At 60.8% G+C, this 23,089-nt stretch carries 20 protein-coding genes and 1 riboswitch; of the genes, 14 read left to right on the top strand and 6 right to left on the bottom strand.

Annotated features, from left to right (window positions below; translation table 11 throughout):
* Positions 1–1,425, top strand: coding sequence for a bifunctional D-glycero-beta-D-manno-heptose-7-phosphate kinase/D-glycero-beta-D-manno-heptose 1-phosphate adenylyltransferase HldE (gene hldE / locus CGA21_RS16125; protein WP_110754050.1), 1,425 nt, complete (start codon positions 1–3; stop codon positions 1,423–1,425).
* Positions 1,426–1,460: 35 nt separating this feature from the next.
* On the opposite strand, the gene CGA21_RS16130 is transcribed toward hldE, so the two are convergent.
* From CGA21_RS16130 to CGA21_RS16145, 4 genes are read right to left on the bottom strand one after another with little or no spacing between them, the layout of a single operon-like run.
* Positions 1,461–2,429 (bottom strand): metal ABC transporter ATPase, encoded by a 969-nt coding sequence (locus tag CGA21_RS16130; RefSeq protein WP_110754048.1) that lies wholly within the window; start codon positions 2,427–2,429, stop codon positions 1,461–1,463.
* Between the two features lie 33 nt (positions 2,430–2,462).
* Positions 2,463–3,275: an aldo/keto reductase gene (locus CGA21_RS16135; RefSeq protein ID WP_188264589.1), complete on the bottom strand. Its 813-nt coding sequence runs from the start codon at positions 3,273–3,275 to the stop codon at positions 2,463–2,465.
* Entirely contained in the window at positions 3,272–4,447 is a 1,176-nt protein-coding gene (locus CGA21_RS16140; protein ID WP_188264590.1) for an NAD(P)/FAD-dependent oxidoreductase, read from the bottom strand. The genes CGA21_RS16135 and CGA21_RS16140 overlap by 4 nt, the downstream gene beginning before the upstream one ends.
* Before the next feature lie 60 nt (positions 4,448–4,507).
* Complete coding sequence (locus tag CGA21_RS16145; RefSeq protein WP_008055699.1) at positions 4,508–4,840, bottom strand: DMT family transporter; 333 nt, start codon at positions 4,838–4,840, stop codon at positions 4,508–4,510.
* Positions 4,841–4,943: 103 nt separating this feature from the next.
* On the opposite strand from CGA21_RS16145, the gene CGA21_RS16150 reads away from it, so the two are divergent.
* The gene (locus CGA21_RS16150; RefSeq protein WP_110754099.1) at positions 4,944–5,858 is read left to right on the top strand and encodes a LysR family transcriptional regulator; all 915 of its coding nucleotides are present in this window, start codon (positions 4,944–4,946) and stop codon (positions 5,856–5,858) included.
* Positions 5,851–7,128 carry a lipid IV(A) 3-deoxy-D-manno-octulosonic acid transferase gene (waaA, locus tag CGA21_RS16155; protein WP_188264591.1) on the top strand — a complete coding sequence of 426 codons (1,278 nt, stop codon included), beginning with the start codon at positions 5,851–5,853 and terminating at the stop codon, positions 7,126–7,128. Before CGA21_RS16150 ends, waaA begins: the two co-directional genes overlap by 8 nt.
* 73 nt (positions 7,129–7,201) lie before the next feature.
* On the opposite strand, the gene CGA21_RS16160 is transcribed toward waaA, so the two are convergent.
* Positions 7,202–8,635: a TolC family outer membrane protein gene (locus tag CGA21_RS16160; RefSeq protein WP_179056868.1), complete on the bottom strand. Its 1,434-nt coding sequence runs from the start codon at positions 8,633–8,635 to the stop codon at positions 7,202–7,204.
* Positions 8,636–8,828: 193 nt separating this feature from the next.
* Positions 8,829–8,934, top strand: a riboswitch (TPP riboswitch).
* Positions 8,935–9,098: 164 nt separating this feature from the next.
* Here CGA21_RS16160 and thiC point away from each other — a divergent pair.
* On the top strand, positions 9,099–10,988 hold the full coding sequence (thiC, locus tag CGA21_RS16165; RefSeq protein ID WP_110754039.1) for a phosphomethylpyrimidine synthase ThiC: 1,890 nt from the start codon (positions 9,099–9,101) through the stop codon (positions 10,986–10,988).
* A 167-nt stretch (positions 10,989–11,155) separates the two neighbouring features.
* Complete coding sequence (gene cytX, locus CGA21_RS16170; RefSeq protein WP_110754037.1) at positions 11,156–12,448, top strand: putative hydroxymethylpyrimidine transporter CytX; 1,293 nt, start codon at positions 11,156–11,158, stop codon at positions 12,446–12,448.
* Here the strand turns inward: cytX and CGA21_RS16175 are convergent.
* Positions 12,417–13,163 (bottom strand): RsiV family protein, encoded by a 747-nt coding sequence (locus CGA21_RS16175; protein ID WP_188264592.1) that lies wholly within the window; start codon positions 13,161–13,163, stop codon positions 12,417–12,419. The genes cytX and CGA21_RS16175 overlap by 32 nt on opposite strands.
* A 219-nt stretch (positions 13,164–13,382) precedes the next feature.
* On the opposite strand from CGA21_RS16175, the gene CGA21_RS16180 reads away from it, so the two are divergent.
* The 9 genes from CGA21_RS16180 (at position 13,383) to CGA21_RS16220 (ending at position 22,773) form a co-directional block, all read left to right on the top strand.
* Positions 13,383–14,000: an NUDIX domain-containing protein gene (locus tag CGA21_RS16180; RefSeq protein ID WP_110754032.1), complete on the top strand. Its 618-nt coding sequence runs from the start codon at positions 13,383–13,385 to the stop codon at positions 13,998–14,000.
* Complete coding sequence (locus tag CGA21_RS16185; protein ID WP_008063540.1) at positions 13,991–14,443, top strand: DUF1249 domain-containing protein; 453 nt, start codon at positions 13,991–13,993, stop codon at positions 14,441–14,443. The genes CGA21_RS16180 and CGA21_RS16185 overlap by 10 nt, the downstream gene beginning before the upstream one ends.
* A 98-nt stretch (positions 14,444–14,541) precedes the next feature.
* The gene (gene cpdA, locus CGA21_RS16190) at positions 14,542–15,357 is read left to right on the top strand and encodes a 3',5'-cyclic-AMP phosphodiesterase (protein WP_110754030.1); all 816 of its coding nucleotides are present in this window, start codon (positions 14,542–14,544) and stop codon (positions 15,355–15,357) included.
* A gap of 181 nt (positions 15,358–15,538) precedes the next feature.
* Complete coding sequence (locus CGA21_RS16195; protein WP_188264593.1) at positions 15,539–16,147, top strand: YqiA/YcfP family alpha/beta fold hydrolase; 609 nt, start codon at positions 15,539–15,541, stop codon at positions 16,145–16,147.
* A 43-nt stretch (positions 16,148–16,190) separates the two neighbouring features.
* Positions 16,191–18,098: a DNA topoisomerase IV subunit B gene (gene parE, locus CGA21_RS16200; RefSeq protein WP_110754026.1), complete on the top strand. Its 1,908-nt coding sequence runs from the start codon at positions 16,191–16,193 to the stop codon at positions 18,096–18,098.
* Entirely contained in the window at positions 18,098–19,087 is a 990-nt protein-coding gene (locus CGA21_RS16205) for an esterase-like activity of phytase family protein (RefSeq protein WP_188264594.1), read from the top strand. The genes parE and CGA21_RS16205 overlap by 1 nt, the downstream gene beginning before the upstream one ends.
* Positions 19,084–19,608, top strand: coding sequence for a TIGR02281 family clan AA aspartic protease (locus tag CGA21_RS16210; protein ID WP_020798564.1), 525 nt, complete (start codon positions 19,084–19,086; stop codon positions 19,606–19,608). Before CGA21_RS16205 ends, CGA21_RS16210 begins: the two co-directional genes overlap by 4 nt.
* Before the next feature lie 7 nt (positions 19,609–19,615).
* Positions 19,616–21,883 (top strand): DNA topoisomerase IV subunit A, encoded by a 2,268-nt coding sequence (parC, locus tag CGA21_RS16215; RefSeq protein ID WP_110754022.1) that lies wholly within the window; start codon positions 19,616–19,618, stop codon positions 21,881–21,883.
* A 176-nt stretch (positions 21,884–22,059) separates the two neighbouring features.
* Positions 22,060–22,773, top strand: a complete 714-nt coding sequence (locus CGA21_RS16220; RefSeq protein WP_188264595.1) for a membrane integrity-associated transporter subunit PqiC — start codon at positions 22,060–22,062, stop codon at positions 22,771–22,773.
* The last annotated feature ends 316 nt before the right edge of the window (positions 22,774–23,089 follow it).

Consider the following 23,089-nt stretch of genomic DNA (forward strand, 5'->3'; position numbering starts at 1 on the left):
ATGAAGTTGTCCATGCCGCGATTCGATCAAGCCCCTGTCTTGGTGGTCGGCGATGTCATGCTCGACCGTTACTGGCATGGTGGTACCTCACGGATTTCCCCTGAGGCGCCAGTACCGGTGGTCAAGGTCGATCACATCGAGGACCGCCCGGGCGGTGCCGCCAACGTTGCGTTGAACATTGCCGCCCTCGGCGCACCGGCCTCGCTGGTCGGAGTGACCGGCGACGATGAAGCCGCCGACAGCCTGGTCAATAGCCTCAAGGGTGCCGGTGTGCGCGCGTTGTTCCAGCGCATTGCCCACCAGCCGACCATCGTCAAGCTGCGGGTCATGAGTCGTCACCAGCAATTGCTGCGCATCGACTTCGAAGAACCCTTCGCCACCGACGCTTTGGCGTTGTCCGTGCAGGTCGATGAATTGCTCGAAGGCATCAAGGTGCTGGTACTGTCCGACTACGGCAAGGGCGCGCTGAAAAACCATCAGGCGTTGATCCAGGCCGCCCGTGCCCGAGGCATTCCGGTGCTGGCGGATCCCAAGGGCAAGGACTTTTCCATTTATCGCGGTGCAAGCCTGATCACGCCGAACCTCAGCGAGTTCGAAACCATCGTCGGGGGGTGCGTCGATGAGCATGATTTGGTGAACAAAGGCGCGAAGCTGATGCACGACCTGGACCTGGGCGCCTTGCTGGTGACCCGTGGCGAGCACGGCATGACCTTGCTGCGCCCGGATCATCCGGCTTTGCACCTGCCGGCACGTGCCCGTGAAGTGTTCGACGTGACCGGTGCTGGCGATACGGTAATTTCCACTTTGGCAGCGGCGATTGCTGCTGGCGAGGAACTGCCACACGCAGTGGGCCTGGCCAACCTGGCGGCAGGCATCGTGGTCGGCAAGCTCGGTACGGCGGCTATCAGCGCGCCGGAATTGCGGCGTGCCATCCAGCGCGATCAGGGTTCAGAGCGCGGTGTGCTGGGCCTGGAGCAGCTGTTGCTGGCAGTCGATGATGCGCGTGCGCATAACGAGAAGATCGTTTTTACCAACGGTTGCTTCGACATCCTGCATGCCGGGCACGTGACGTACCTGGAGCAAGCGCGGGCTCAAGGTGATCGCCTGATCGTTGCGGTCAACGACGATGCGTCGGTCAGCCGCCTGAAAGGGCCTGGCCGTCCGATCAACAGTGTCGACCGACGCATGGCGGTGCTGGCAGGCCTGGGCGCTGTCGATTGGGTGATCAGCTTCGCTGAGGGCACACCGGAGAACTTGCTGCGCGAGGTGAAGCCGGACGTGCTGGTCAAGGGTGGGGACTACGGGATTGACCAGGTGGTCGGTGCAGACATCGTGACCGCTTACGGCGGGACGGTGAAAGTGCTGGGGTTGGTGGAGAACAGCTCCACGACTGCCATTGTCGAGAAGATCCGCCAGTCTGAATGATGCGCTGATCATTCCCACGCTCTGCGTGGGAATGATCAGGGGCGTGCGGCCTTGCGCGGTACGATCTTCTTCAGCAACTGCTTTGCCTTCCCACGCAACCGCGCCAATCCCGAATCCTTCGCTGGAGGCGTCAAGCCCTGCTGCCGTACCCAGTCCTTCCAGCGAATCCGCTCATCTTTCACCAGCCAGCCTTCCTGCCTGGCAAAGCTTTCGGCCAGGTACAGTCCACGGGTGCTCGCTGGGTGCAGTTGATCCTTTTTCAAGGTGTAGAGCTCGGCCAAGGGATGGCCATCCTTCAATGGCATCAGGTACAGATCCGGGCGCTTGCGATCCAGGCGGGCCACCAGTTGATCGCCTTCCAGTCGTTCGTCGACGTGAAACAGGCTCAGGGATTTGGCTTCCTTGGGGACCTCCAAGCGTAAATCGTAAATCAATTGCAGCGATGCGGTTGGCAAGTGCACATAGGCCCGAGGCCGTTCGATCAGTGGCAGGTTGGCGCAGCGCACCGGACGCGCCGAGCCGGACAGCGGCGACAGGCGAAACGGCAGGGCTTCGCGGTAGTGCAGTGCGCTCGAATAGGGGGCGGGTAACCAAGTGTCGATGAAGCGCCCACCGAGCCAGCCTTCCGGGGTTTCCAGCAGGCATTCTTCGGCGATTTCCTGAATGGCGGTGTGCAGCGGCAGGTTCAGCTCGTGGGCGGGCACGTAGCCGGAAATCAGCTTGAGCACCACGTCGCCGCGATCCTGCCGCCGTTGACGTACCAGCACCCAGTAATCGCGATTCTGCCAATGCAGTGTCAGGCGTACAGAGACTCCAAGGTTGGCCAATTCAAGGGAAAACCGTTCCGTATCGGCGACGCTTACCGGGCGTCGACGTTGCAGGATCTGGGCGAAATTCAACGGTCTCCCGACGCTCTGATAACTCAGGCCTTCGGGAGTCGCTTCGACGAATAACGGCAGGGTCTTGAAGTTGCTCGGGTTCTTTCTAATGAGCGTACGCGGCATGTCGGCTCCTGCTTTAGGCCGCGTGAGGCGGCATCAGTTGCTACGTAGGACCTGTGCAACGGTCGCCACGTTATGGGCGAGGTGCAGCGGATTGATCGTTCCGACAATAGCGCTGGCCACACCGGGATGTTCGAACAACAATTGGAAACTGGCGCGCACCGGGTCCACCCCTGGACTCAGGCACACATGACCGCTGGCGAGGGCTTTTTTGACCAGAATGGCTTTGCCATGACCAGCAGCATAGTCAATGACCGCTTTTTCGCTTTGCTCGTTCAGATTGTAGGTGACCATTGCGCAATCACCTTGCTCCAGCGCCTTCAAGCCGCCTTCGACTGTCTTGCCGGAAAAGCCAAAGCCACGGATCTTGCCTTCGGCCTTGAGCGCGGCGAGCGTGGCATAGACTTCGCTTTCATTGAGGATCGCCAGGTCGTTGCCGTCGGAGTGCACCAGCACCAGGTCGATGAAGTCAGTCTCAAGGCGTTGCAGGCTGCGTTCGACAGAGAGACGGGTGTGCGCGGCGCTGAAATCGTGGCGGGACTGACCGTCGGCAAATTCTTCGCCGACCTTGCTGACGATCACCCAATCCTGACGCTGACCACGCAACAACGGGCCAAGGCGCTCTTCGCTGCGGCCATAGGCCGGCGCGGTGTCGATCAGGTTGATACCCAGGTCGCGCGTGAGCTTGAGCAACATCCGCGCTTCATCGTCGTCGGGAATCTGGAAGCCATTGGGGTACTTCACGCCTTGGTCGCGGCCGAGTTTTACCGTGCCCAGGCCCAGGGGCGATACCAGCAGGCCGGTGCTGCCCAGGGGACGATGCAAGTCGTGCAGAGTCGGTTGGCTCATGGCAGCAATTGCTCCCAGGCCGGGATGGCCATCGGCGGTTTTGGCAGTGGCGGCAAAGCGGTGACCGGACCCGGTTGAATGCCATCGCGGTCAAGGCTGGCGATGACGCGGTCGGCGAAGTCCGGCGCCAGGGCCAGTTTGGTTGGCCAGCCCACCAGCAGGCGACCTTCCTCGGCCACGAAGGCGTTGTCGGGACGTGTCAGCCCCGATTGCAGTGGTTCCGCACGGTCTACACGCAACGTTGCCCATCGCGCTGTGCTGAGGTCGATCCATGGCAATAACTGGCCAAGTTCTTTCTGCGCGGTGGCGATTTGTTCGGCCGGCTCACGATTCACGCCTTCGGTTTCAGCGATATCGCCGCCCAGGTACCAGACCCACTGGCCATCGGCCGCCGGGTGCGTGGTCACGGTGATGCGTGGTTTGGTTCCACCGCCCAGGCAATGGGCGTACAGCGGTTTGAGGCTTGGGCCTTTGGCGATGATCATGTGCAGCGGGCGGCGTTGCATGGCGGGCTGGGTCAGCCCCAACGCTTCGAGCAACGCCGCCGTTCCGCCTCCGGCGCTCAAGACGATGCGTTGGGCGCGGATTTCGCGCTCGTCCACCTTCAGGCCAATCAGCACGCCACCCTCCAGCAGCGGCTCGATCTTCTGGCCGGCGAGCAGGCCATCGCCCGCGAGGACGGCCAGGCGCTGGATCAGGCTTGGTACGTCGATCACCAGTTCCGCCAGGCGATAGACCTTGCCCTTGAAGCGTTTGTCCTGGAGGGCCAGCGGCAGTTGATCGCCCTTGACCTGATCGACACGACCGCGCACGGCTTTGCTGGCGAAGAAGCTGGTGAGGTTGCCGGCGATGGTTCCCGGGGACCAGAGGTAATGCGCCTCGGACAGCAGGCGCACGCCCGAAAGATCCAGTTCGCCATTCCCGGCCAGGGCTTCACGCCAGCGACGCGGCATGTCGGCGATGGCTTCCGAGGCGCCGGTCAGGGCGCCATGCAGAGCGTACTTGGCGCCGCCATGGATGATCCCCTGGGACTTCACACTTTGCCCGCCGCCGAGGCTGGCGCTTTCCACCAGCACGGTCGAGAAACCCTGGCGACGCAGGCGCGCATTCAGCCAGAGGCCGGCAACACCAGCGCCGACAATGAGAACGTCGGTGGAAATAACGGATGGCATGCAGCGACCTCAGTGTTCAAGACGAGGTCGCAGTATACAGAGCTCAGACGATCTTTTTCCTCAATGCCCTGCAGTCTTGGAGAACAGCTGAATCACCACAACCCCCAGCACAATCATCGCCATCCCCAGCATCGCCGGCACATCCAGCTTCTGCCCGTAGATGAACAACGCCGCGACGCTGACCATCACGATGCCCATGCCGGCCCATACCGCGTAAGCGACGCCTACCGGCACGCTGCGCACCACCAGGGTGAGCATCCAGAAAGCGATACCGTAGCCGACGATGACCAGCAGCAGCGGCAACGGCGTACTGAAGCCCTTGACCGCTTTCATCGAAACAGTGGCAATCACTTCGGCGCAGATGGCAATGGCCAGGTAGTAGTAAGCGGTCATGGTTCAATCCTCGTATGAAGTGTTGCCTGTTGAGTTCGGCATTCTAGAGATTCTCCAGATGCGGTAAAGTCATTACCTATCTGTTATGAAGATGGGTTTGTCGATGCAATGGAATCTTGAACAACTGCGTTTATTCGTCGGTGTGGCGGAGCAGCGTTCGTTTTCTGCCGTGGCACGGGACCAGCGCAAAGCCCAGTCGGCGGTTAGCAGCTCGATAGCACTGCTGGAGGAAGACCTGGGTGTGAGCCTGTTCGATCGCAGTAGCGGTCGCCAGCCGAAACTCACCGAGGCCGGCAACGCTTTGCTGGAAGAAGCGCGAGAAGTGCTGCGCCAATGCGAGCGTCTCAATGGCCGGGCGCTGGCGATGATGCGCGGCCAGGAAGCTCGCTTGCGTCTGGCGCAGGACGAGGCCATGCCGTACCAGCCGGTTATCGAAAGCTTTGAAGCCCTGGCGGAAAAATTTCCCAGCCTTGAAGTGCAACTGACCAGCGCCGCCCAAGGCGATGTGGCGCGCAAACTGGTGGAGCGGCGGGCCGACCTGGGGCTGTTGTTTTATCACGATCAAATTCCTGAAGCCCTGGAACGGCGGGTATTGGGCAGCGTTGAGATGGTCACGGTGTGTGGCGTCGGGCATCCGTTGGCGGCGAAGGCTGAAGTGAATTGCCAGGAACTGGCGCAGCATCGCCAGTTGCTGATGTCCACGCAGTCCAGCATTTACCCCGGCAGCGAACCGGCCAGCCCGCAGGTCTGGCGGGCCGACAGTTTTTACGTGATGGCCGAATGGCTGGTACGCGGCCTCGGCTGGGCCTGGCTGCCGCGGCACGTGGTGCAGTACTCGGCATACCAGGGCTTGATCGTCGAATTGGCCAGCGAATGGACCCCGCCGGCCTTGGTGGTTGAGTTGGTGTGGCGCCGCGATGAGCCACTCGGGCCGGCCGCTCGATGGCTGGCGGAGCGTTTTGCCGTGCATTTGCAGGCGATCGGTGAAAAAACCGATAAACTCCGCCGCCATGAATAGAACTCTCTACACCGCGCTGTTTTACCTGGGGCTGCCATTGGTGGCGATTCGTCTGTGGCTGCGCTCGCGCAAGGCACCGGCCTATGCCAAGCGCATCGGCGAGCGTTTCTCCTACGGGATGCCGACGATGAAGCCCGGTGGGATCTGGGTACATGCGGTGTCTGTAGGCGAAAGCATTGCCGCCGCACCGATGATTCGGGCCTTGCTGCAGCGTTACCCACAACTGCCGATCACCGTGACCTGCATGACGCCGACCGGCTCGGAGCGCATCCAGGCGTTGTTCGCCAACGAACCGCGCATCCAGCACTGCTATTTGCCGTACGACTTGCCGTGCGCCGCCAAGCGTTTTCTTGATCGGGTCCGGCCGAAGCTGGCAGTGATCATGGAAACCGAGCTCTGGCCCAACCATATCCATCAATGCGCCAGGCGGGGGATTCCCGTGGCCCTGGCCAATGCTCGACTGTCTGAACGTTCGGCCAGGGGCTATGGCCGCTTCGGTAAGCTGACCGGGCCGATGTTGAGCGAGATGAGCCTGTTCGCGGTGCAGACCGAGGCCGAGGCCCAGCGTTTTCGTGAGTTGGGTGCGCGGGCGGAAACCGTTGAAGTCACCGGCTCGATCAAGTTCGACCTGACCATCGATCCGCAACTGTTGCAACGTGCCGCCGAGTTGCGCGGGCAATGGCAGGCACTGGAACGCCCGGTATGGATCGCCGCCAGTACCCATGATGGCGAAGACGAGGTGGTACTGGCGGCCCATCGCCAGTTGCTGGCGAGCCATCCCGACGCCTTGCTGATTCTGGTGCCGCGCCATCCCGAGCGTTTCAACGCGGTATTCGAACTGTGCCGCCAGCAGGGTTTTGCCACGGTGCGGCGCTCCAGTGCAGAGGCGGTCACCGCCGCCACATCGGTGCTATTGGGTGACACCATGGGCGAACTGTTGTTTCTCTACGCCCTGGCCGACAGCGCATTCGTTGGCGGCAGCCTGGTGCCTAATGGCGGGCATAACCTGCTTGAGCCGGCGGCTTTGGCCAAGCCGGTGCTCAGTGGCCCGCACCTGTTCAACTTCCTTGAAATTGCCGCGCAGTTACGCAGTGCCGGCGCATTGCAGGAGGTTGAGGATGCACAAGGGCTGGCGGTGGCGGTGCAGCGGCTGTTCGAATTTCCGCGGGATGCGCAGCGGATGGCCGAGGCGGGATTGAAGGTGATGCGCACCAATCAGGGTGCGTTGCAGCGGTTGCTGGATGGACTAGGCCGTTTAATTGACCGCTAACCTGCAGGAGCCGGCTTGCTGGCGATGGCGTTGTTGAAATCGCCCTCGCCAGCAAGCCGGCTCCTACAGTTTTTTAGGGGCGGGCCTTGAGCTGTTCCGCCGCAGCCTTCGCCAGGTCCGGCGGCAGGAAGTCCTTGTCCGGGTTGTAGTTGGGGTTGAGCCAACGTGCCAGATCCTGGAGATCTCCCGGGTTCAATGTACCGGCCTGCTGCTTCAAGCGCAGGTTGTCGAGGATGTAGTCGTAGCGGGTGTTGTTGTAGTCGCGTACCGAGGTGTAGAGCGAACGCTGCGCATCCAGCACGTCGACGATGTTGCGCGTACCGACCTGATAACCGATTTCCGTCGCTTCCACAGCACTCTGGTTGGAGATGATCGACTGCTTGCGCGCCTGCACCTGCTCGACGTCAGTATTCACCGCACGGTGCAGGTCGCGGGTGTTTTCGACGATTTGCCGGCGCAGGGATTCGCGTTGCTGTTCGGTCTGGTCCAGTTGCGCATAAGACTGGCGCACCTGGGAGTTGATCAGGCCGCCGCTGTAGATCGGGATGTTCAATTGCAGGCCCACGGTGGTTTGCTCGACGTTACCGCCATAAGCCTGGGGAAAGCCGTTCGGGTTGCTGAAACCCAACGCATCGTTGTCGCCTTTTTCGTACTGCGCCACCGCGTCGAGGGTCGGCGCATGGCCGGCCTTGCGCTGCTTGAGGGTTTGCTCGGCGGCGCTGACGGCGTAGTTACTGGCCAGCAGGTTGAGGTTCTGCTTGGCCGCGGTTTCAACCCAGGCCTTGGCGTCGTTCGGTGCCGGCGGCAGGATCGGCAAGTTGTGGCTGATGCCCTGGATCGAGTTGTACTGGCGGTTGGTCAGTGTCACCAGGGCTTCGAAGGCATCATCCACCTGGCGCTGGGCAACGATGCGGTTGGCGCGCGCGGTGTCGTAACTGGCTTGTGAGTTGAGCACGTCGGTCTTGTCCGAGAGCCCGACATCGAAGCGTTCGTTGGACTGATCGAGTTGACGCTTGAACGCGGCTTCCTCGGCCTTGGTCGAGGCCAGGTTGTCCTGGCTGCGCAACACGTTGAAGTAGCTGTCGGCGGTCTGCAGGATCAGGTTCTGCTGGGTCGCCGAGAGTTGCAGCGCAGCCTGTTCATTGACGTCCTTGGCGGCCTGGAACTGGAACCAGCGATCGGCGCGGAAAAGCGGCTGCGCCAGGGTTGCCTGGTACGAATGCGCATTGCGGTTGGTCGTGGCCGAAGGCTGGTCGATGGCCGTGCGTACGCTGGCGACATTGGCGCCGCCCGACAGGTTGGGCAGCAAGCCGGCGCGGGCCTGGGGCACGACTTCCTTCTGCGCGCCATATTGGGCGATGGCGGCGGCGAGGTCGGCGTTGTTGTTGACCGCTTCCTGATAGACGCTGACCAGATCGGTCTTGGTCGATAAGGGCGCTTCTGCTGCCCAGGCCATTCCATTGGACGCACAAGACACGGCAAGGGCCAGTGAGAGTTTGCGCAGCATGAGGCGATCCCTAAAAGATTATGCTGATAATTTGAGCGCCAAGGCTACGGCGCGGCACCTGCAGCGTCAATGCGCAGCGTGGCCGTAGCGAGTGTAGTTGCGCGTTCGTCCGGCAACAATCCTGTAATTGCGCCATTCATCACGGTGTTTGCAGCGGTGTTGGCGTTCTTGGGCAGTTATGTCTAGACTGGCCGGGTTCTTGTCGGGGTGCCTTGCTATGAGGCTGAGATCGAATAATTTCGGATCCCGTTGAACCTGATCAGGTTAGCGCCTGCGTAGGGAACAAGATTTCTCGTCACCCGGCGAGTCCTCTTGTGCTTCGTCCGGGATGTTGTTCGACAATCGAATACCCCTCGAGCACTGAGCACAGCACAGCTGGTTTTCCCAGCGCACGTGCGTCCATTCGTTTACAGGTTCGCTCCGACAAAATTCCACTGCCTGGATGCTGTCTGGAGAGCCCGTGATGACTACAAAAGCAAAAATCGCCACCAACCTGAGTGACTCGGCCAAGGTCGATCAACAATCGGTTCAGCCGTTTACCCGTTCGCAAAAAATCTATGTCCAGGGCACTCGCCCGGATATCCTCGTGCCGATGCGCGAAATCAGCCTGGACGTGACGCCGACCGACTTCGGAGGCGAGGTCAACGCGCCGGTGGTGGTGTACGACACCTCGGGTCCTTACACCGATCCCAATGTCATCATCGATGTGCGCAAAGGCCTGGCCGATGTGCGCTCGCCATGGATCGAATCCCGCGGTGACACCGAGCGCCTGAGCGGCCTGAGTTCCAATTTCGGCCAGGAGCGCCTTGCCGATCCGGAACTGACCAAGCTGCGTTTCGCCCACGTCAACAACCCGCGTCGCGCCAAGCCGGGCGCCAACGTCAGCCAGATGCATTACGCGCGCAAAGGCATCATCACCGCCGAGATGGAATACGTCGCCATCCGCGAGAACATGAAACTGGAAGTGGCCCGCGCGGCCGGCCTGCTGGACCAGCAACACGCCGGCCACAGCTTCGGCGCCAGCGTGCCGAAAATCATTACGCCAGAGTTTGTCCGTGACGAGATTGCCCGCGGTCGCGCGATCATTCCGGCCAACATCAACCACACCGAGCTGGAACCGATGATTATCGGCCGTAACTTCCTGGTGAAGATCAACGGCAACATCGGCAACAGTGCGCTGGGTTCGTCCATCGAAGAAGAAGTGGCGAAATTGACCTGGGGCATTCGCTGGGGTTCGGACACGGTCATGGACCTGTCCACCGGCAAGCACATTCACGAAACCCGCGAGTGGATCATCCGCAACTCGCCGGTACCGATCGGCACCGTGCCGATCTACCAGGCCCTGGAAAAAGTCGGCGGCGTGGCTGAAGACCTGACCTGGGAGCTATTCCGCGACACGCTGATCGAGCAGGCCGAGCAGGGCGTCGACTACTTCACCATCCACGCCGGCGTGTTGCTGCGCTACGTGCCAATGACGGCCAAGCGCGTGACCGGCATCGTTTCCCGTGGTGGTTCGATCATGGCCAAGTGGTGCCTGGCGCACCACAAGGAGAACTTCCTTTATACCCATTTCGAAGACATCTGCGAAATCATGAAGGCCTACGACGTCAGCTTCTCGCTGGGCGATGGCCTGCGTCCGGGCTCGATTGCCGACGCCAACGACGAAGCGCAGTTCGGCGAACTGGAAACCCTCGGCGAGCTGACCAAGATCGCCTGGAAGCATGACGTGCAGTGCATGATCGAAGGCCCGGGCCACGTGCCGATGCAGTTGATCAAGGAGAACATGGACAAGCAGCTCGAATGCTGCGACGAGGCCCCGTTCTACACCCTCGGCCCGTTGACTACCGACATTGCGCCGGGCTACGACCACATCACCTCCGGCATCGGTGCGGCCATGATCGGCTGGTTCGGTTGCGCCATGCTCTGCTACGTGACGCCGAAAGAGCACTTGGGGCTGCCGAACAAGGATGACGTGAAGACCGGGATTATCACCTACAAGATCGCCGCGCACGCCGCCGATCTGGCCAAAGGACATCCCGGCGCGCAGATCCGCGACAATGCCTTGAGCAAGGCGCGTTTCGAATTCCGTTGGGAAGACCAGTTCAACCTGGGCCTGGATCCGGACACCGCTCGTTCGTATCACGATGAGACGTTGCCGAAGGATTCGGCCAAGGTCGCGCACTTCTGCTCCATGTGCGGGCCGAAATTCTGCTCGATGAAAATCACCCAGGAAGTCCGCGAGTATGCGGCCAACCAACGGATCGAAGCGGTCGACGTGGACATTGCCCAAGGCATGGCGGAACAGGCCGAGCGCTTCAAGCAGGAAGGCAGTCAGCTTTACCAGAAAGTTTGATCTGACCCGGGATTGGCGGTGCCTGTGGCGCCGCCTTCGCGAGCAAGCCCGCTCCCACATTCGACCTGTGTACGCAGGACCAATGTGGGAGCGGGCTTGCTCGCGAAAGCGCCAGATTAGACAGCGAAATTCTCAATGACAAAACATATTCCTCTGAGATAACACCCTTGAGCATTCAACCGAGTACTTATTCACCTGGCATCGCGGTGCCAGCCGACAAGCGTGTGTTCGGCGGTCGCGATCTGTTTTCCCTGTGGTTCTCTCTCGGCATCGGCCTGATGGTCTTGCAGACCGGTGCGCTGCTCGCGCCAGGCCTGGGTCTGTCCGGCTCGTTGCTGGCGATTTTCCTCGGCACGTTGGTCGGCGTCCTGTTGCTGGCTGCCGTCGGCGTGATCGGCAGCGATACCGGACTGTCGTCGATGGCCGCACTCAAGCTCAGCCTGGGCAATCGTGGCGCGAGCCTGCCAGCCGTACTGAACCTGCTGCAGCTGATCGGTTGGGGCTCGTTCGAGATCATCGTCATGCGCGATGCCGCCAGCCTGTTGGGCGCAAAGGCCTTCAGCGACGGCAGCGCGCTGTCCAATCCAGTGCTGTGGACGCTGTTCTTCGGCGCGCTTGCGACCCTATTGGCCGTCAGCGGCCCCTTGACCTTCGTGCGCCAGATCCTGCGCAAATGGGGCATCTGGCTGCTGCTGGCAGCGTGCACGTGGCTGACCTGGAACCTGTTCGCCAAGGCCGACCTCGCTGCCTTGTGGGCCCAGGCCGGCGACGGTTCGATGCCGTTTGCCGTGGGTTTTGACATTGCCATCGCGATGCCGCTGTCGTGGCTGCCGCTGATCGCCGACTATTCGCGTTTCGGCAAGCGGGCGAAAAACGTTTTCGGTGGTACCGCAATCGGCTTCTTTATCGGTAACTTCTGGCTGATGAGTTTGGGCGTGGCCTACACCCTGGCGTTCGCGCCGAGCGGTGAAGTCAATGCCTTGCTGTTGGCATTGGCGGGCGCGGGCCTGGGCATTCCGCTGTTGCTGATTCTGCTGGACGAATCGGAAAACGCCTTCGCCGACATTCACTCGGCAGCCGTTTCCAGCGGAATCCTATTGCGCCTGAAAGTTGAGCACCTGGCCTTGGCCATTGGCGTGATCTGCACCCTGATCGCCCTGCTGGCGCCACTGGCCCAGTACCAGAACTTCCTGCTGTTGATCGGCTCGGTGTTCGCGCCGCTGTTCGGCGTGGTGCTGGTGGATCACTTCATCCTGCGCAAGCGCAGTGGCCAGGTTGCCTCAGCTGCATTGCGCTGGCCGGCGCTGCTCGCCTGGTTGGGCGGGGTCAGCACCTATCACCTGCTGGCTAATCTGTATCCGGATGTTGGCGCAACCCTGCCGGCGTTGATCCTCGCAGGGCTGCTGCAGTTGGTGCTGGGTCGGGCCTTCAGTTACGGCCAGGAAACAGCTCGGGCTTGATGATGCCGTTCAGGCGAGGGTAGGGGATCTTCAATTCGACATGGCCCAGCGCGTAAGGCGCGATGCTGCTGGTTTCGTACTTGAGGATCACCCCGCCATAGGTCAACGCCACGTTCTGGGTTTTCTGGAACGGCCAGCTCTTGACGAACTCCGGTTCCTGATCGAGCTTGGTGCTGATCAACCAGCTGTTGTGCGCCACCTGCGCCGCTTTCCAGAACGCCTCTTCCTGCCCTGGCACCAGCATGTCTGTAAGCGTCAGCACTTTCTGCTGTTGGCGAGAGTAGTTGATGAAACCTCGACCCGGTGTGCCATGGGCGCCGCCGGTGTCCAGGTAACTGGACAATTCGATGATCACCAGGCCGTCATGCTGTTCACGTACCTTGGCCTGCAAATAGCTGCTGTTGCGCGGGCCGGCGGTGCGCAAAAACTGTTCGCGATAGGCCGCCAGTGTCGGCGCCACCGGGGCGTCGGGCGAGGTGCGGGTCATTTGCAGCAGGCGTTTTTCGATGATGCCGTCAAGCGCAGGCTCGGCGGGAAAGTGCAGGGTGTCGATGTTCACCAGCGGGCAGTCCTGGTCCGAACAGCCTGGCTTGAGCTGCTCGGTGGCGTCGCGGGTGGTTTCCAGCGGCGCGCGATAATTGAGCTGGAACAGGCTTTGGCAAGCGCCAAGGGTCAGGGCGAGAGCGGCCACGGAGGCAATTTTAAAAAGTGACATGGGCGTCCTTGATAAAACAGGGAAAGGCAAAAAGTTACCCGCTTCGACTATCAACGGAGCAGTCAGTTCGCCACTAAGCTAATTAGAGTGGGTTTCGCACTCACCGTCTATCTCGCTGAAGGTAAAGGGGCTGCATCAAACCTCACGGGCGCGTTAGGATGGCGCGAAGTCGAGGTTCCGGGAATGAGCCTCGTATCGGTTTGAAGTAAGAGGATAGTCATGACTGATTTTGCCAAAGCCATTCCGACCGCCGTGGATATCGTTCGGCGTGAAAAGTGCTTCGAGGGTTTCTACAAGCTCGATCGGGTGCACTTGCGCCACGAATTGTTCGCCGGCGGCATGAGTCGCGAAATCAGCCGTGAACTGTTCGTGCGCCACGATGCGGTGTGCATGCTGCCCTATGACCCGCAGCGCGACGAAGTGGTGCTGATCGAGCAGTTTCGCGTCGGCGCCATGGGCAAGACTGACAATCCATGGCTGATCGAACTGGTCGCTGGTCTGATCGACAAGGATGAGCAACCGGAAGAAGTTGCTCACCGCGAAGCGCAGGAGGAAGCTGGGCTTGTGATCGGGGCACTGTGGCCGATGACCCGATATTTTCCATCGCCGGGCGGCAGCAACGAATTCGTGCATTTGTACCTCGGACGTTGCGATAGTAGTGGGGTAGGCGGCCTGCATGGGCTGGAGGAAGAGGCTGAGGATATCCGCGTCACGGTGTGGGCCTTTGAAGATGCCCTGCAAGCCGTACGCGACGGACGTATTGCCAACGCGCCCAGCATCATTGCCTTGCAATGGCTGGCACTGAACCGCGTTGAAGTGAGGGGGCTATGGTCGTAAACAAGTTGCGCGATCGCTATCGGGTTGACCTCGTGGGGCTGCAGGCGTCCTGTGAGGCGAACTACGCGCGCCTGATGCGACTGTTGCCGGACATGCGCAGCGAGCCAGCGGCGCGGCGAATTGCCGTGACCCATGGCGACCAGATGCTGGGCGTGCTGGCGCTCGAAGTGCTGCAGGTTTGTCCCTACACCACGACCCTGCAGGTACGCCAGGAACACAGCCTGCCGTGGCTGCCGGTGCCGCAACTGGAGGTGCAGGTCTATCACGACGCGTGCATGGCCGAAGTGGTCAGCGCCGAACATGCACGGCGCTTTCGCGGCATCTATCCTTACCCGAACGCCTCGATGCACCAGCCCGACGAAAAGGCCCAGCTGAACATGTTTCTGGGCGAGTGGCTTAGCCATTGCCTGGCACTGGGGCATGAGTACGAAGTCGTCCGTTAGTTGTGAACTGCGTCAGGTTCACAGGTTTCCCCTTTCGATCGTCTCCCAGCATAATCACGTCTCTCACCCAATCCGTGTTCACGCCCTGGGAGAACACCTTGCCGAGCGTATCCTCATTGACCAGCGCCGATCCGGCATTCCTGGTGCAACTCTCCGACAGTCATCTGTTTGGCGAGGCGCACGGCACGCTGTTGGGCATGAATACCCGCGACAGCCTGCAAAAAGTCATTGAATTGGTGCGAGTGCAGCAGTCCCAGATCGACCTGCTCCTGGCCACGGGCGATCTGTCCCAGGACGGTACTCTTGCGTCATACCAGCAGTTTCGTGAATTGACCCGGCAACTCGACGCGCCGGCGCGTTGGATTCCCGGCAACCACGACGAGCCGCAAATCATGGCCGAGGCCGCGGTGCAAAGTGCTTTGCTGGACTCGGTGGTGGATATCGGCAACTGGCGGGTCACACTGCTCGATTCGGCAGTCCCCGGCTCGGTGCCGGGGTATTTACAGGACGAACAGTTACAACTGCTGGCTCGTTCATTGAGCGAAGCACCGGAGCGGCACCATCTGGTGTGCTTACACCATCATCCGGTATCGATCGGCTGTGCGTGGATGGAGCCTATCGGGCTGCGTAATCCTGAAGCGTTTTTTGAGGTTCTGGATCGTTTTCCACAGGTGCGCGCCGTGCTGTGGGGGCATGTGCATCAGGAAATCGATCAATTGCGTAACAACGTGCGTCTGATCGCCTCGCCATCGACCTGCATTCAGTTCGAACCGGGCAGTGAGGATTTCAAGGTCGGAGAGCAGGCGCCGGGGTATCGCTGGCTGCGGCTGTTGCCGGATGGTCGGCTTGAAACCGGTGTGGAGCGGGTGACCGGGTTCAATTTTCAGGTGGATTACGGATCAAGCGGCTACTGACACGCCTACCTTCACTGTAGGAGCGAGCACGCTCGCGAAAAACGCGATGACGACACTGCAAAACAGGTAACCAGCGTTATCGTTGGCGACCATCACGAGCATGCTCGCTCCTAAAGGGGGCATCCAACATCTACGACACCCTGTAAACTCCGTCTCTTTACCCGACGCTCAGGGAGTTCAAATGTCCGGCTCGATCCTTTATATCCATGGCTTCAACAGCGCGCCGGCGTCGAAAAAGGCCACTCAATTGAGTGAAGTGATGGAGCGCCTGGGCTTGAGCGACCATCTGCGTGTGCCGGCCCTGCATCACCATCCCCGCGAGGCCATTGGCCAGCTGGAGCAGGCGATTGAAGCGCTCGGACGGCCACTGCTGGTCGGAAGCTCACTCGGCGGCTACTATGCGACTCACCTGGCCGAGCGCCATGGCTTGAAAGCCCTGTTGATCAACCCTGCCGTCAGCCCGCATCGGATGTTCGACGGGTTCCTGGGTACACAGAAAAACCTGTATACCGAACAGACTTGGGAAATGACCCACGACCACGTAACGGCCCTCGCCGAGCTGGAAGTGCCGGCACCCCAAGACCCACAGCGCTATCAGGTATGGTTGCAGACCGGTGACGAAACGCTGGACTATCGCCTTGCCCAACAGTATTACCGGGCTTGCGCCTTACGCATCCAGGCGGGTGGCGACCATGGTTTCCAGGGTTTCGCCGAGCGGCTTCCGGCAATGCTGAGTTTTGCCGGCATTGGCGTAGATTTGTACCAGGCGATTGATTTCACCGCGCTGTGAAACCTTGCCTCTATTTTCAATGAAAGACTGACGACGAGACCCCATGGCCACTCCCAGCGCTAGCTCTTATAACGCCGACGCCATCGAAGTCCTCTCGGGCCTCGACCCGGTGCGTAAACGCCCCGGCATGTACACCGATACCAGTCGGCCGAATCACCTCGCCCAGGAAGTCATCGACAACAGTGTCGACGAAGCCTTGGCCGGGCATGCCAAATCGGTGCAGGTCATCCTCCACGCCGATCACTCGCTGGAAGTCAGCGATGACGGCCGTGGAATGCCAGTGGATATCCATCCCGAAGAAGGCGTTTCGGGCGTCGAACTGATCCTCACCAAGCTTCATGCGGGCGGCAAGTTCTCCAACAAGAACTACCAGTTCTCCGGCGGTCTGCACGGGGTGGGTATTTCGGTGGTCAACGCCTTGTCGACCGAAGTCCGGGTGCGTGTAAAACGTGACGGCAACGAATACCAGATGACCTTCGCCGACGGTTACAAGAAAACCGAGCTGGAAATCCTCGGGACGGTCGGCAAGCGCAACACCGGGACCAGCGTATTCTTTTCCCCGGACCCGAAATACTTCGATTCTCCGAAATTCTCCATCAGCCGCCTCAAGCACGTGCTCAAGGCCAAGGCTGTCCTGTGCCCGGGGTTGCTGGTCAGTTTTGAAGACAAGGCCAGCGGCGAGAAAGTCGAATGGCATTACGAAGATGGGCTGCGTTCCTACCTGGTCGATGCCGTCAGCGAATTTGAGCGTCTGCCGGACGAGCCGTTCTGCGGCAGCCTGGCCGGTAACAAGGAAGCCGTGGACTGGGCGCTGCTGTGGCTGCCGGAAGGTGGCGACGCGGTGCAGGAAAGCTACGTCAACCTGATCCCGACCGCCCAGGGCGGTACCCACGTCAACGGCCTGCGCCAGGGCTTGCTCGATGCCATGCGCGAGTTCTGCGAGTTCCGCAGCCTGTTGCCGCGCGGTGTGAAGCTGGCGCCGGAAGACGTCTGGGAACGCATTGCTTTTGTGCTGTCGATGAAGATGCAGGAGCCGCAATTTTCCGGCCAGACCAAGGAGCGCCTGTCGTCCCGTGAAGCGGCGGCGTTCGTCTCGGGTGTGGTCAAGGACGCCTTCAGCCTGTGGCTCAACGCCAACCCGGAAACCGGACTGGCACTGGCGGAACTGGCGATCAACAACGCCGGCCGTCGCCTGAAGGCGAGCAAGAAGGTCGAGCGCAAACGCATTACCCAGGGGCCGGCATTGCCGGGCAAGCTCGCCGATTGTGCCGGGCAGGACCCGATGCGCTCCGAGCTGTTCCTGGTGGAAGGTGATTCCGCCGGCGGTTCGGCCAAGCAGGCGCGGGACAAAGAGTTCCAGGCGATCCTGCCGCTGCGCGGCAAGATCCTCAACACCTGGGAAGTCGACGGCAGCGAAGTGCTGGCCAGCCAGGAAGTGCACAACATTGCCGTGGCCATCGGCGTCGATCCGGGCGCTGCGGACATGAGCCAGCTGCGCTACGGCAAGATCTGTATCCTCGCCGACGCCGACTCCGACGGGCTGCACATTGCAACGCTGCTCTGCGCATTGTTCGTCCAGCATTTCCGCCCATTGGTGGATGCTGGTCACGTCTACGTCGCCATGCCGCCGCTGTACCGTATCGACTTGGGCAAAGAGATCTACTACGCCCTGGATGAAGCCGAGCGCGACGGGATTCTCGATCGCCTGGTGGCCGAGAAGAAGCGCGGCAAGCCGCAGGTCACTCGATTCAAAGGCCTGGGTGAGATGAACCCACCGCAGTTGCGCGAAACCACCATGGATCCCAATACCCGGCGTCTGGTGCAACTGACCCTCGGTGAAGATTTCGCCGCGACTTCGGAAATGATGGACATGCTGCTGGCGAAAAAACGCGCCGGTGACCGCAAGAGCTGGCTGGAGTCCAAGGGCAACCTGGCGGAGGTGCTGGGCTGATGCGGCTGGGCTTTGCCCTGGCGTGTGCGTTGCTGCTGACCTCGATGACGGTGTCTGCCAGGCCGACACCGCAGTTGCGCCTGTTGTCCGAACATGTGGTGGATGGCATGCGCGGTGGCAACCTGTCCGGGCTGGCCCAGTGCGGCAACGAGCTGTGGACAGTCTCCGACCGTGACGACGATCAGATCTACCGCCTGGAGACTGGCGAGGGTGCCTGGCACGCGGAAGCGGTGGGCATCGGTGTCCCGCCCGTACCCGACAGCGGCTTGCCCTGGGGTTTGCGTTCGCGGGCCTGGGTGTCGTCGTTCGTGCGCGGCGGTGACCTGGACTTCGAAGGGATCACCTGCGACAGCACCGGAAATCGCTACGTGGTCAGTGAGTCCCATGCGGCGGTTCTGCAAATTCCGCCAACCGGACCGACCTCCTGGCTGAAGATTTCGCCGATCATGGTTCGCGAGGCCCGGGCCAGTGGCCTGTTGCTGCGTTTCAATGCATTGTTCGAAGGCCTGGCGATCAATCCGCAAGGTGACCAATTGTGGTTGGCTGCCGAGCGCGAGAGTCGCGGTTTGCTACTGGTCAAGCGCAAGCAAACCGTGTGGGACTGCGATGGCGGTTGTGTGCTGCTGAGCGAAGGGGGAAAGGAAATGCAACCTGCACAATTTCCCAGCGCCAGAGCCATGCCCCGGGATTTTGCCGATATGTCATGGTTCGACGGCAAGCTGTTTACCCTCGAGCGCAACGCGTACGAGATTTGTCGTCGTGATGCGGTGACGGCCAAGGTCGAACGCTGCTGGTCGTTTGCCGATGAGGCATTGCAGGAAAATCGTCGTTATCCCCAGGACTTTGCACTGACCGAAGCGTTGATCGTGGACGCCGAGGGTGCCTGGATCGGTGTCGATAACAACAACGGTGCCCGCGCCGATGGCGAGGTACGTCCGATCGTCTGGCGCTTCGCTGCACCTGAAGGTGGCTGGAGTGCCAAGCCATGAGCCAGCAAACGCCGGGCAAACGTGCCGGTCGGGTGTTGATGGTCTTGGCCTGGTGCGCCGCGTTGTTCCTGGCGACGCGGTTTTTCGGCCAGTGGGAAGAGCGTCAGCAAAACCCGAATGTGGTAGTGAGCTCGGAGCTCGGCGATGGTTTCGTCGAAGTGAAACTGATCGGCAACGGCCAGGGACATTTCGTTGCCAGCGGCCATATCAATGGCCAGCCGGTGAATTTCATGCTCGATACCGGGGCGACCGACGTGGCGATCCCGGCACAATTGGCGCAGCGGCTGAAACTGGAACAAGGCTTCGGGGTGACCCTGAGCACCGCCAATGGTCGCACCGAGGGTTATCGAACCCGCGTCGACCGGCTGCAACTGGGCGACATTGTGTTGCGTGATGTGCGCGCCATCGTCGTGCCAGGCCTGGATGGCGATCAAGTGCTGCTCGGTATGAGCGCGCTGAACAAACTTGAATTTACCCAGCGCGGTGGCACCATGCTGCTGCGCCAGACAACGAACCGATGAGGCCCGCATGAGCGACTCCCTTGATCTCAGCCTGGACGGTGTAGAACGCCGATCACTGGCTGACTTCACCGAAAATGCCTACCTCAACTACTCCATGTACGTGATCATGGACCGTGCCTTGCCGCATATCGGCGACGGCCTGAAACCGGTACAGCGGCGTATCGTCTACGCCATGAGTGAGCTGGGGCTGGACGCCGATTCAAAGCACAAGAAATCGGCGCGTACCGTCGGTGACGTGCTCGGCAAGTTCCACCCCCATGGCGACTCGGCCTGCTACGAAGCCATGGTCCTGATGGCCCAGCCATTCAGCTACCGCTACACGCTGGTGGATGGCCAGGGTAACTGGGGTGCGCCAGACGATCCCAAGTCCTTCGCCGCCATGCGATACACCGAAGCGCGGCTGTCGCGCTATTCCGAAGTGCTGCTCAGCGAGCTGGGCCAGGGCACCGCGGACTGGGGGCCGAACTTTGACGGCACACTCGACGAGCCACTGGTGTTGCCGGCGCGTTTGCCGAACATCCTGCTGAACGGCACCACCGGTATTGCCGTGGGCATGGCCACCGACGTGCCGCCGCACAACCTGCGCGAAGTCGCCAGCGCCTGCGTGCGTTTGCTTGATGAACCCAAGGCCACGGTCGAACAGCTCTGCGAGCACATCCAGGGTCCGGATTATCCGACTGAAGCAGAAATCATCACGCCGCGCGCCGACCTGCTGAAAATCTATGAAACAGGTCGTGGTTCGGTGCGTATGCGCGCCGTTTATCACATCGAAGACGGCGACATCATCGTCACTGCGCTGCCGCATCAGGTTTCGGGTGCCAAGGTGCTGGAACAGATCGCGGCGATGATGCAGGCAAAACCATCGAAAGCCCCGCAAATCGCCGATTTGCGCGACGAGTCGGACCACGAGAACCCGTGCCGCATCGTGATCATTCCGGGCGCCCGGAAAAATTTCGACCACGATGCCTTGATGCAGCACCTGTTCGCCAGCACCGAGCTGGAGTCTAGCTACCGGGTCAACATCAACATCATCGGGCTGGACGGCAAGCCGCAGTTGAAAAACCTGCGGGCGCTGCTGGTCGAGTGGTTGGCGTTCCGGGTCCAGACCGTGCGTCGTCGCCTGCAGTTCCGCCTGGACAAGGTCGAGCGTCGCTTGCACCTGTTGGACGGTTTGTTGATCGCCTACCTCAACCTGGATGAAGTGATCCATATCATCCGCACCGAGGAGCATCCGCGGGCCAAGCTTATCGAGCGTTTCGCCTTGAGCGAAATCCAGGCTGATTACATCCTCGACACCCGCCTGCGTCAGTTGGCGCGACTGGAAGAGATGAAGTTGCGGGCCGAGCAGGATGAACTGCTCAAGGAACAAGCCAAGCTGCAAGCGCTGCTGAGTAGCGAAGCCAAGTTGAAAAAACTGGTACGCACCGAGCTGATCAAGGACGCCGAGACCTATGGCGACGACCGTCGCTCGCCAATCGTCGAGCGTGCTGAAGCCAAGGCGCTGACCGAGCACGATCTGCTGCCGAACGAAAAAGTCACCGTCGTGCTCTCGGAAAAAGGCTGGGTTCGCTCCGCCAAGGGGCATGACATCGACGCTACCGGGCTTTCCTACAAGGCTGGGGATGGTTTCAAGGCCTTGGCGGCGGGGCGTTCCAACCAGTTCGCGGTGTTTATCGACTCCACCGGTCGCAGCTACTCGGTGGCCGCACACACGCTGCCATCGGCCCGTGGCCAGGGCGAACCGCTGACCGGCCGTCTGACGCCGCCGCCAGGGGCGAACTTTGAATGCGTGCTGATGCCCGAAGATGATGCGCTGTACGTCATTGCCTCGGACGCCGGGTACGGTTTCGTCGTAAAAGGTGAAGACCTGCAGGCCAAGAACAAGGCGGGCAAGGCATTGCTGAGCCTTCCAAACAACGCCAAGGTGATCCTGCCGCGGCCGGTGGCCGATCGTGAGCACAACTGGCTGGCGTCGGTGACCACCGAAGGTCGCTTGCTGATCTTCAAGATCAGCGATCTGCCACAATTAGGTAAGGGCAAAGGCAACAAGATCATCGGGATTTCCGGTGAGCGCGTAGCCAGCCGCGAAGAATATGTCACGGACATCGCCGTTGTGCCGGATGGCGCTACGTTGGTGCTCCAGGCAGGTAAACGTACATTGTCACTGAAAGCGGACGACCTTGAACACTACAAAGGTGAACGTGGCCGCCGTGGTAACAAATTGCCACGTGGCTTCCAGAGGGTAGATGCGCTACTCGTCGAAAACCTCAATTAAGCGTCCTAGAGCGCCTGATCTTCGATTTAACGCGTAGATCGGCGCTTTGGCGCTGGAGTCGGAACGCATATTCACGGATGATATGGCCTTTCAAGCGCCGGCGTGGCCGAGCGTTCTTCATATTTATTGAGTATTTTCACTGTGATTAGCCTTGTGGCAATCACCTGGATGGGACGATGACTGCTCTGCGCCTTCCTTTTATTTTGATGCTCGCCGGCGTACTTGGCCTGGCGGGTTGCAGCGTTCACCAGCCGGTGTCGCTGTACCAACTGGACAGTGGAAGTCCGGTTCCGCCTGCGAAAAGCGCGGGCATGGCGGTTTTGTTGGGCCCGGTAACCGTGGCGGACTACCTGCAGCGCGAAACCCTGCTGCAGCGTCAGCCCGATGGCAGCCTGCAAGCCTCGACCGATGGCCGCTGGGCTGGCAGCCTGTCTTCCGACATCGATCAACTGCTGCTGCGTCAGGTGGCCGGTCACCTGGACAGCCAGCGCGTAGTGTTGGCGCCGGCGACAACAGGGTTTACCCCGGATGTCCAGGTGCTGCTGACCATCACGCGCCTGGATTCGGGAGCGTCGCAGCCAGCGATCCTCGATGCGCAATGGCGTTTAATCGACCGTCGTGGTCAGGTGCGCGACAACCGCATCATTCACCTGCAGGAACAGCACGCAGGCAGCACCGCGTCCCAGGTTCAGGCTCAGGGTGTGTTGTTGCAGAAGCTCGCTGAACAGCTGTCGGTCGCGCTCAAGCCGCTGGCTAACCAGCCACCGATTGCCGAAGCACCTCGCAAACCGGCAGCCAAGCCCGCAGCGCCGGCGGCGGAGCAGGAAAAACAGCCGAAGATCCCGATGGCTGCACCGATCCGTACGGATATGGAAGTGTTTCGCTTCTAGGTTCGGACCGATACAACACAAAGCCCGCCTCGTGCGGGCTTTGTTGTTTCTGCAGGCTGGCGATCTCTAGCGGCTGTCCCGGCCTCTTCGCGGGCAAGCCCGCTCCCACAGTGATTGATGTCGTACACAAAATCTGTGCTCAACAGAGAACCTGTGGGAGCGGGCTTGCCCGCGAAGGCGTCGGTACAGTGTCTAGTCCTGAAATAGGTTTACATCTATTTCACCCAGCGCCCGATGCACCGCATCGGGCGTTTTGTATTTTAAAGACAGGTGCGGGCGCTCCTGGTTGTAGATCAAGATTGCCTCCCGCACCATC

This window comes from Pseudomonas sp. PSB11 (genome assembly GCF_014596605.1).
In the GTDB taxonomy this organism is placed as follows: Bacteria; Pseudomonadota; Gammaproteobacteria; order Pseudomonadales; family Pseudomonadaceae; genus Aquipseudomonas; species Aquipseudomonas umsongensis.

Bases quoted from the DNA above. Each gene is read 5' to 3' on its own strand.
- CGA21_RS16210 (WP_020798564.1), top strand. From the start codon at position 19,084: ATGAGCCAGCAAACGCCGGGCAAACGTGCCGGTCGGGTGTTGATGGTC.
- CGA21_RS16150 (WP_110754099.1), top strand. From the start codon at position 4,944: ATGCAATGGAATCTTGAACAACTGCGTTTATTCGTCGGTGTGGCGGAG.
- CGA21_RS16135 (WP_188264589.1), bottom strand. From the start codon at position 3,275: ATGAGCCAACCGACTCTGCACGACTTGCATCGTCCCCTGGGCAGCACC.
- CGA21_RS16140 (WP_188264590.1), bottom strand. From the start codon at position 4,447: ATGCCATCCGTTATTTCCACCGACGTTCTCATTGTCGGCGCTGGTGTT.
- CGA21_RS16175 (WP_188264592.1), bottom strand. From the start codon at position 13,163: ATGTCACTTTTTAAAATTGCCTCCGTGGCCGCTCTCGCCCTGACCCTT.
- CGA21_RS16220 (WP_188264595.1), top strand. From the start codon at position 22,060: ATGACTGCTCTGCGCCTTCCTTTTATTTTGATGCTCGCCGGCGTACTT.
- parC (WP_110754022.1), top strand. From the start codon at position 19,616: ATGAGCGACTCCCTTGATCTCAGCCTGGACGGTGTAGAACGCCGATCA.
- CGA21_RS16195 (WP_188264593.1), top strand. From the start codon at position 15,539: ATGTCCGGCTCGATCCTTTATATCCATGGCTTCAACAGCGCGCCGGCG.
- CGA21_RS16160 (WP_179056868.1), bottom strand. From the start codon at position 8,635: ATGCTGCGCAAACTCTCACTGGCCCTTGCCGTGTCTTGTGCGTCCAAT.
- parE (WP_110754026.1), top strand. From the start codon at position 16,191: ATGGCCACTCCCAGCGCTAGCTCTTATAACGCCGACGCCATCGAAGTC.
- hldE (WP_110754050.1), top strand. From the start codon at position 1: ATGAAGTTGTCCATGCCGCGATTCGATCAAGCCCCTGTCTTGGTGGTC.
- CGA21_RS16145 (WP_008055699.1), bottom strand. From the start codon at position 4,840: ATGACCGCTTACTACTACCTGGCCATTGCCATCTGCGCCGAAGTGATT.
- thiC (WP_110754039.1), top strand. From the start codon at position 9,099: ATGACTACAAAAGCAAAAATCGCCACCAACCTGAGTGACTCGGCCAAG.
- CGA21_RS16185 (WP_008063540.1), top strand. From the start codon at position 13,991: ATGGTCGTAAACAAGTTGCGCGATCGCTATCGGGTTGACCTCGTGGGG.
- CGA21_RS16180 (WP_110754032.1), top strand. From the start codon at position 13,383: ATGACTGATTTTGCCAAAGCCATTCCGACCGCCGTGGATATCGTTCGG.
- waaA (WP_188264591.1), top strand. From the start codon at position 5,851: ATGAATAGAACTCTCTACACCGCGCTGTTTTACCTGGGGCTGCCATTG.
- CGA21_RS16130 (WP_110754048.1), bottom strand. From the start codon at position 2,429: ATGCCGCGTACGCTCATTAGAAAGAACCCGAGCAACTTCAAGACCCTG.
- CGA21_RS16205 (WP_188264594.1), top strand. From the start codon at position 18,098: ATGCGGCTGGGCTTTGCCCTGGCGTGTGCGTTGCTGCTGACCTCGATG.